This is a genomic window from Caulobacter sp. 10L414, from assembly GCF_056395525.1.
Genome location: NZ_JBFTJR010000059.1, coordinates 24,482 through 31,687 on the forward strand (window position 1 = coordinate 24,482; position 7,206 = coordinate 31,687).

General features: G+C 64.5%; 11 protein-coding genes and 1 pseudogene. 7 read left to right on the top strand and 5 right to left on the bottom strand.

Annotation, left to right across the window (positions count from 1 at the left end; all coding sequences use genetic code 11):
* The first annotated feature begins 2 nt into the window (after positions 1-2).
* Positions 3-803 (top strand): hypothetical protein, encoded by an 801-nt coding sequence (locus tag AC1DCG_RS20180; RefSeq protein WP_476869955.1) that lies wholly within the window; start codon positions 3-5, stop codon positions 801-803.
* A gap of 7 nt (positions 804-810) precedes the next feature.
* On the opposite strand, the gene AC1DCG_RS20185 is transcribed toward AC1DCG_RS20180, so the two are convergent.
* Entirely contained in the window at positions 811-1,062 is a 252-nt protein-coding gene (locus AC1DCG_RS20185; protein WP_476869956.1) for a helix-turn-helix domain-containing protein, read from the bottom strand.
* 125 nt (positions 1,063-1,187) lie between these two features.
* Here AC1DCG_RS20185 and AC1DCG_RS20190 point away from each other — a divergent pair, with 125 nt between their 5' ends.
* Complete coding sequence (locus AC1DCG_RS20190) at positions 1,188-1,334, top strand: hypothetical protein (protein ID WP_299004273.1); 147 nt, start codon at positions 1,188-1,190, stop codon at positions 1,332-1,334.
* 12 nt (positions 1,335-1,346) lie between these two features.
* On the top strand, positions 1,347-1,676 hold the full coding sequence (locus AC1DCG_RS20195; RefSeq protein ID WP_477030723.1) for a hypothetical protein: 330 nt from the start codon (positions 1,347-1,349) through the stop codon (positions 1,674-1,676).
* Here AC1DCG_RS20195 and AC1DCG_RS20200 read toward each other — a convergent pair.
* Complete coding sequence (locus AC1DCG_RS20200) at positions 1,673-2,068, bottom strand: hypothetical protein (protein ID WP_477030724.1); 396 nt, start codon at positions 2,066-2,068, stop codon at positions 1,673-1,675. The genes AC1DCG_RS20195 and AC1DCG_RS20200 overlap by 4 nt on opposite strands.
* Before the next feature lie 308 nt (positions 2,069-2,376).
* On the opposite strand from AC1DCG_RS20200, the gene AC1DCG_RS20205 reads away from it, so the two are divergent.
* The 4 genes and pseudogenes from AC1DCG_RS20205 (at position 2,377) to AC1DCG_RS20220 (ending at position 5,014) form a co-directional block, all read left to right on the top strand.
* A complete protein-coding gene (locus tag AC1DCG_RS20205) occupies positions 2,377-2,967 on the top strand; it encodes a hypothetical protein (protein WP_477030725.1) in 591 nt (196 codons plus the stop codon).
* Positions 2,964-3,353 carry a hypothetical protein gene (locus tag AC1DCG_RS20210; protein ID WP_477030726.1) on the top strand — a complete coding sequence of 130 codons (390 nt, stop codon included), beginning with the start codon at positions 2,964-2,966 and terminating at the stop codon, positions 3,351-3,353. The genes AC1DCG_RS20205 and AC1DCG_RS20210 overlap by 4 nt, the downstream gene beginning before the upstream one ends.
* 57 nt (positions 3,354-3,410) lie before the next feature.
* A pseudogene (locus tag AC1DCG_RS20215) lies at positions 3,411-3,695 on the top strand (JAB domain-containing protein); the annotation flags it as partial.
* A 98-nt stretch (positions 3,696-3,793) separates the two neighbouring features.
* Positions 3,794-5,014, top strand: coding sequence for a dipeptidase (locus AC1DCG_RS20220; RefSeq protein WP_477037171.1), 1,221 nt, complete (start codon positions 3,794-3,796; stop codon positions 5,012-5,014).
* 191 nt (positions 5,015-5,205) lie between these two features.
* Here the strand turns inward: AC1DCG_RS20220 and msrQ are convergent, their stop codons facing one another.
* From msrQ to AC1DCG_RS20235, 3 genes are all read right to left on the bottom strand, one after another.
* On the bottom strand, positions 5,206-5,901 hold the full coding sequence (gene msrQ, locus AC1DCG_RS20225; RefSeq protein ID WP_477030728.1) for a protein-methionine-sulfoxide reductase heme-binding subunit MsrQ: 696 nt from the start codon (positions 5,899-5,901) through the stop codon (positions 5,206-5,208).
* Entirely contained in the window at positions 5,901-6,851 is a 951-nt protein-coding gene (msrP, locus tag AC1DCG_RS20230) for a protein-methionine-sulfoxide reductase catalytic subunit MsrP (RefSeq protein WP_477037309.1), read from the bottom strand. The genes msrQ and msrP overlap by 1 nt, the downstream gene beginning before the upstream one ends.
* 21 nt (positions 6,852-6,872) lie before the next feature.
* On the bottom strand, positions 6,873-7,206 hold a 334-nt coding region (locus tag AC1DCG_RS20235; protein WP_477041629.1), incomplete at its 5' end, for a periplasmic heavy metal sensor.

Consider the following 7,206-nt stretch of genomic DNA (forward strand, 5'->3'; position numbering starts at 1 on the left):
AGATGGGGGAAGTAACACCGTCGCTGACGCTGACGCTGGACCATGACGGTCCGATGCCTCTGGGGGCGTTTACAGACGCGCTATCACGCCTTTCCGGTCGCTATGGCAGGTACAGCCGGACACACGGTGAGGCAGATGCAGCGAAGCTCTACCTCGCCGAAATTCGCCAAGGCTCGATTGTTATTGATCTGGTCTCGACCGCGCTGGCGGCGCAGGCCGTTATCGAGGGTGCTGGTGGGCTCAACAACCTGTTCGAGTTCGGCAAGAACGTCTCTTCCCTGCTCGAAAAGTTTAGGTCCGGGGAAGCTAAAGCGGCCGACGTCAGCATTACAGACTGTGACGACGCGCGAGCCATCATCAAGCCCGTCCTGAACTCCGAAGGGGGCGGCCTCACCCTCGCTGTCAACGGCGACAACAACATCATTCAGCCGATCCTGCTTCATTTGAACCAGCACGAAGCGCAGGTAATCGACAACCGCGCCGCACTTCTGCGCAACACCCTGAGCACGGACACCGAGCAATCCGTTTCAAGCGCTCTGTTCGTTTGGAAGCAGATTCAGGATGGCCCCGGCGTTGAAGTCGGAAAACGGAGTCCTGATCGGGGGATCATCGCCAGCGTGGACAAGACCGCCAGACCGGTCATCTTCGCCGACGCCGCCGTGAAGGAAGACATGTATCGCGGCGACAGAAATCCGTTCGAGGTCGGCTTCGTGGTCGATGCTCGCATTCTGTTAGGCCCCAACGGCCCTGCCGGATACCGCATCACTGCACTGCACGACACAATCCCACTCGATGCGGAGTAGCGGGCGGCTACGATCCGGCCTTTACGCGGCCGACGACATCGCTGAACAGCGCCACAGGGTCGCGCTCTAACGCCTCGGCCAGCCGAATGAACTCGATGATGTCCAGCCGCCGCTGCCCCCGCTCGATCAGCGAGATGAATGTCTGATCACGCCCCAGCCGCTCCGCAACCTCTTCCTGCTTCAACCCGGCGCGCTTGCGGGCCTCGATCAACACCTCAACCAAGTGCTGATGGTCACCGCCGAAGATGGTTTTGGGCATGGATCGCCAGCCATGTTTGGACTGGCGCTCCACCTATATGCGTATTTTCCGTAGGACACTTTTCCGTATTTTTAGGAAATGGCCGCCATCGTCGCTGCATCCAGTTCTACGATGGAGACGCGATCATGAAGACCTTCAAGGCCACCGTGCGGATGAATGGCCGCGCCGTGGAAGTGCAGGTGCAAGCCCGCACCGCTGCTGACGCCAGATCGATGCTGGAGGCACAGTATGGCAAGCCTGCCATCCTGTATGGCCCCCATGAAGTGTTCTAGGGAGCGGCCAAGATGGGCTTCCTGACCACCATCCGAGACCGCTTCCTGTACGCCATTGGCAATGAGGAAGCGGCCGGGCGGCTCATGCGCGCCGCCGCCATCAAAGACATTCAGAAGCACTGGAAGCGCTACCTCGGGCGCCATGGCGTTCGCCAGCCCAGCGTGCGCCACTTCCTCAACTTCATCGGCCTCCAGTACGGACTCGAAATCTCCCACGACGACGAGCGCCGCATTTTCGGCCGCGACGTCGAGAAGGTGGCCTTCGACTTCGACAAGCTCGCCACCCGCTTCGCCAACATCCTGATCAATCAGGGGATCATCGACGTGCAGTTGGCGGGCTAGTTTAAGCGGCGCACAGACCGCCGCGCCCATGTCCAAGGACCATATCGTTGGCGCAGCGCCTCGGCGGCCTTCTCATCGCCTGTGCCGATTATGAACAGCGGTGAGAGCCCCGGCTGCTCAACGCCTCCGCGACGCAGCGCCTCTTCCAAGGCATGCCGCCGATGGGCGTCAATGATGACACCGCCCGGATCGAGGACGGACGGCAGGTTTTCGGTCAGTGGATGAACCAGCGACATCAAGAGCGGGCCGAGTTTCGCCTCGGCATACAGCAGTAGGTCGGTTTGGACGGGTTCAGCGACCCAAAGGCCGTCCGCGAGAAGCATAGCGGCGAAATCCTCGGCGTCGGCTAATCCGTCAAAGGCGACAAGCCATGGGTTCCAGATCATCGCCACCACCACCAGCTACGGGGGCGACGATCAGGCCAAATCATCAGCAGCAAACATTGCAGGGCTAGGACCGGGCGGCGGTGATCGAAGAGCCATCGAACTAGGTGCAGTAGCACCGCATGCGATGGCCCGCGATCTCGGTTCACAACGACGTAGTTGTGAGAGACCCCGAGTAGCTCCGAGCTAAAATGGYGCTGAGATGTCGTAAGCCCCTTAGCTCTCATGACACTATATAGATCGTACATCATGAGAACTATTTATCCATTTTGATGCGGTAGTATATTTTACCACCGATCAGTACGGATAAATATTTGATGACAGAAATCTACAGGCTGGCAATCAAGACTTTTGGCGAAAGCGACGTTGAGCGCGAACTTGATGCGGCGCTATACCTTGAAAGCGCGTGTCGTGGTCGCTGGTTGTCGCCTCTGCGATGGACGTTTGAAGACGAGCCCCACGGCGTCAGCGACACGATCCCGGTGCTCGTAGATACGGCGGGACGTGAAGCGCTGGAGATACCCGAAATTGGCCCCTCTCGCGTCTACGCGGAGTCGATCCCGGCACCTGCGCAGCTTCGACTATGGCGCCATCTCGCGTTCGAGCAGACGCCGGTGTTTCCCCAGCCCAATGGCGACCATTTCCCTTGGGAGCGAGTGGAGTTTGAGGTGGTCGGCGACACTGACGCAGCGCGGGCAGTCGTGCGCAGCTTCGCCCAGCACCCTTGGAATGTCGCCGATGGCGTTGCGACGGTGCATCCTGCCGACGCTGCGAAGCTCGTCGAGCGCTCCTCCCCGACCCTTCGCTATCGCGGTCGTCAGCAGCCCACGAAAGCGATGAGCGACGAATGGGTATCGTTCGACAGCGTGGACGACCTCCTCGCCGCGATTAAGCGAGCGTCCGCTTGAAGATATGGCTGCCCGATGAATACCAGCGCTGGCTGCACACGATGGAAGTGCTCCAACTTGCCGCCGGAAGATCGCTCATCGTTCCAATTGGCGGCAGGGGTCTGGTACGCGCCCCTACCGCCTCGGAGTTGGAGGCGGCCTACGAGCTTTGCGACATGCTCACGGCGGACAACGCAAAGCCGTTTCTGATCTCGCCCTCGCTGGTGTGCTTGGTCCGCAGAATTGCACCGCGCCACATTGGCGATTTTGGGGGATCGCCGCCGCTCGCCGAACGGCCCTACCGCCTCACCACCATCGAGCATCGGTGTCGTCACCAGCAATGCTGGATCGAAGTACGAGGCCATTATCAAGCGGTGTGGCGTTGGCAAAGAAAGGCGCTCGGCTAGTCGGTTTCAGACGGCCGGAAGCGAACAACCGACATTCCGCTTAATGCTGACCCCTTCGACAAGAAGAACCAGCTGATCGCCGACGAGGTGATGAACCACGGCACGGTCGACCACGCGCCGGTCTATCCGCGCGAGGTGATGCGCCGGGCGCTGGAGCTTTCCAGTTCCAACCTGATCCTGCTGCACAACCATCCCAGCGGCGATCCGACCCCCTCGCGCCCCGACATCGAGATGACCAAGCAGATCATCACCGCCGGCAAGGCGCTGAGCATCGTCGTTCACGACCATCTGGTGGTCGGCCGCGACGGGGTGGCCAGCTTCAAGGCGCTGGGGCTGATCTGACGCTCATTCGCGAAAAGTGGGCGCGAGAAAATCTAATGTCCTTGACGCAGGACGCGGCTCCTCCGAGCTTGGCCGGATCAGCTGTTCCGGAGTGTTCCATGCGTCGCCTGCTGTCAGTCCTCCTCGGCTCGGCCGCCCTTCTGGGCGCCGCCGCCCACGCCGCCGAGGCGCCGGTCTCGAAAGCCGACAAGGCGCTGCACGAGCGTATCCTGACGCTGGACACACACCTGGACACGCCCGAGCACTTCGCCCGCCCCGGCTGGAGCATGGTCGACCGCCACAGCGTGCCGCAGGACTTCAGCCAGGTGGACCTGCCGCGCATGAACGACGGCGGCCTCGATGGCGGGTTCTTCGTGATCTACACCGGCCAGGGCGACCTGACCGCCGAGGGCTATCGCTGGGCCCGCGACTTCGCCCTGACCCGCGCGACCGAGATCCGCGAGATGGTCTCGGCCCACAGCGACAAGTTCGAGCTGGCCTACACCCCGGAAGACGCGATCCGCATCAGCAAGGCGGGCAAGAAGTTCGCCTTCCAGAGCATCGAGAACAGCTGGCCGCTGGGCGAGGACCTCACCCTGCTGCAGACCTTCTATGGCGCCGGCGTGCGGATGGCGGGCCCCGTTCACTTCCGCAACAACCAGTTCGCCGACAGCTCGACCGACCCCAAGGGCAAGATCTGGAACGGCTTCTCGCCGCTGGGCCTGCGCTGGCTGGCCGAGGCCAACCGCCTGGGGATCCTGATCGACGTCAGCCACGCCTCGGACGACGTGGTCGACCAGGCCGTGGCCCTGTCGAAGGTTCCGATCATCGCCTCGCACTCTGGCGCCAAGGCCGTCTACGACCATCCGCGTAATCTCGACGACGCGCACATCAAGAAGATCGCCGAGAGCGGCGGTGCGATCTGCATCAACTCGGTCTATCTGCGCGCCTCGACCAACAGCCCCGAGCGCAAGGCGGCGCTGGAGGCCCTGGGCCGCGGACCGGGCGACGATGCGACCCAGGCCGATTTCGTCGCCTACGCCAGGAAGCGCGCTGAGCTGGACAAGAAGTTCCCGCCGGTCCGCGCCAACTTCGACACCTTCATGGACAGCATGAACCACGTGCTGAAGATCGGCGGCGCCAAGGCCGTCTGCGTGGGCGCCGACTGGGACGGCGGCGGCGGCGTCGAGGGCCTGGAGGACGTGGCCGACCTGCCCAAGATCACCGCCCGCCTGAAGGCCGCCGGCTACAGCGACGCCGACATCGAGGCGATCTGGAGCGGCAACGTGCTGCGCCTGCTGGGCCAGGCCCAGGCCTATGCGAAGAGCGCGGCGAAGTAGACCCTCTCAGTCGCTCCGCGACAGCTCCCCCAGAGGGGGAGCATTTCGGTGCCAATAGATCCTCCCCCTCTGGGGGAGGTGGCCCGGAGGGCCGGAGGGGGGACGTTTTCAGCTTGCGCTGATCTGGCCGAATTCGCGGTCGCTCCCCCCACCGATCGCTTCGCGATCGCCTCCCCCAAAGGGGGAGGTTCCTATCTGGTCGCAAGCTTCCGCCACACCCGCCAGCCCAGCAGCACCGCCAGGATCGCGGCGTACACCAGCGGCGGGCGGTGGTCGGCCTTCACCAGCAGGTAGTAGTGGGCCACGCCCAGCGGCACGATGACGTAGATCAGCCAGTGCAGCCGGCTCCAGGCCGCCCGGCCCATGCGGATGACCCAGCCGTTGGTCGAGGTGACCGCCAGCGGGACCAGCATCACGAACGCCGCCATCCCCAGGGTGATGAACGGCCGCTTGAGGATGTCCTTCACCAGCTGGCCGAAGTCGAAATAGAGGTCGACGCCTATGTAGCTGAAGAGGTGCAGCGTCACATAGGCGAAGGCGAACAGGCCGATGGTCCGCCTAAAGCGCACCAGGCGGGGCTTCTTCAGGATCACCGCGGCGGGGGTGATGGCCAGGCCGACCAGCAGCAGGCGCAGGCCCCAGACGCCCAGCTGCCGCACCAGGGTCTCGATCGGATTGACCCCCAGGTCGCCGGTGAAGGCGCGGAAGGCCAGCCACGCCAGCGGCGCGGCGCAGGCCAGCCAGACGGCGGCGTAGACGAGGTTGTCGCGGGCAGACCCCCTCCGGCGCTTCGCGCCACCTCCCCCAGAGGGGGAGGATCTGGTCGGCGTTTTAGATGCTCCCCCCCTGGGGGAGCTGTCGCGGAGCGACTGAGGGGGCCTGTTCATCAGTAGAACTTCTTCAGATCCATGCCGCGGTACAGATCCGCCACCCACTCGCCGTAGCCGTTGAAGGCCAGGGTGTCGCGCCGCCGGAACTCGCCGATGCGGCGTTCGGTGGCCTGCGACCAGCGGGGGTGGTCCACGGCCGGATTGACGTTGGAATAGAAGCCGTACTCGCGCGGCGCCGACAGGTTCCAGGCCGTCGGCGGCTGGCGCTCGACGAGGCTGATCCGGGTGATCGACTTGATGCTCTTGAAGCCGTACTTCCACGGCACGACCAGACGCAGCGGCGCGCCGTTCTGGTTGGGCAGGGTCTCGCCATAGAGCCCGACGGCGATCAGGGTCAGCGGGTGGACGGCCTCGTCGATGCGCAGGCCCTCGCGATAGGGCCATTGCAGCACGTCCCACTTCTGGCCGGTCATCTCGGACGGCCGCATCAGGGTTTCGAAGGCGACGAACTTGGCCTTGGACGTGGGTTTGACCGCCGCGATCAGGTCCTTCAGCGGAAAGCCCACCCACGGGATCACCATCGACCAGCCCTCGACGCAGCGCAGGCGGTAGATGCGCTCTTCCAGCTTGTTGGCCTTGATCAAGGCGTCGATGTCAAAGGTCTTGGGGGCCTCGCAGGCGCCGTCGACGCGGACGGTCCAGGGGCGGGTCTTCAGGCGTCCGGCGTTCTCGGCCGGGTCGCCCTTGTCGACGCCGAATTCGTAGAAGTTGTTGTAGCTGGTGACGTCGTCCTTGGGCGTCGGCTTCTCGGTGGTCGAAAAACCCTTGCTGAACGCCAGCGGCGCGGCGCTCGCCATGCCGCCAAGGCCGGCGAGACCAAGGCCCGCGACGCCCGCGATGAACTCGCGCCGGCGCAGATAGAGCCCCCGGTCGGTGACCTCGTTGTCGGTCAGGTCGGGGCGGTGGCGGATCAGCACGGGCGTGTCTCCGGTTTCAGTGTCGAAGATACGGAGCCCGAGGCGATTTGGTTATGGCTGGGCGTCGTTTTTTCCGCGCGGGCGCTCGGGACGCTCCTCGCGGGGCTTCTGGCGCGGGGCGTAGACCCGGCGCAGGCCCTCGGCCAGCACCTTGCGCTCTTCGGGCGGCAGGCCCTCGGCGAAGGCCGCGAGGCGGCCGTCGACCTTGGCCCGCACCCCGCTTTCCAGGGTCCGCGCGGCGGCCATGCGGCGCTCGGCCTCGGCGCGGTCGAAGCGACCCTCGCGCATGGCGTCGACCACGGCCCGGCGTTCGGCCCGGGCGGCCTGGGCGTCGGCGCGGTTCTCGAGCGCGGCCTCGCGCAGGGTGCGGCGCAAGGCGCGGCGC